We start from the raw sequence: 492 nt of genomic DNA, 5'->3' as shown, positions 1-492 counted from the left end.
CGCTCTTCCGATCTCCCATTATATTGATATGTTGGCATAGCTTTCCTGTATTAACACTTTCCTACATTAAAATCGCTTTATTGATGCCTGAAGAGTCACCTTCACTCAGATTCATCACTTCATCGATACTGACCACCCCTTGCAATGCCAGCTCCATCGCTGACGCAAGTAGCGGTTTATAGTCCTTGCAGTTTCTCGCAGCTTCAGCAAAACCAACCGCATCTTCGGAACGTAACGCGTCCATCATCGATTGCTCTAGCTCTAGCATTTCAAAGACACCGATTCGGCCTCTGTACCCTGTGAGGTTACAGTTCTGGCAACCACTTCCACGAGAAAAATGAGCATGTGCTTGGTTTGGAAAACGCACAGCTAACCATTGCCTTCTCGATTCGTCTACTTCGTCTTCTACTTTACAATCGGTGCAAATTTTGCGAACCAATCGCTGCGCGACCACGGCTCTGACGGCGCTTGCCACAAGGTAGCCTGGCGCCC

1 pseudogene is annotated in these 492 nt (G+C 48.4%); it reads right to left on the bottom strand.

Annotated elements, in window-relative coordinates:
• Positions 1-61: 61 nt before the first annotated feature.
• Positions 62-492: pseudogene (locus ACP45E_RS00995) on the bottom strand (MSHA biogenesis protein MshE); the annotation flags it as partial.

This window comes from Vibrio genomosp. F10 str. 9ZD137, assembly GCF_049974785.1.
Classification (GTDB): Bacteria; Pseudomonadota; Gammaproteobacteria; order Enterobacterales; family Vibrionaceae; genus Vibrio.
The sequence above is the reverse complement of the archived record's forward strand: the minus strand, read 5'-3'. Positions and strand labels throughout refer to the sequence as shown.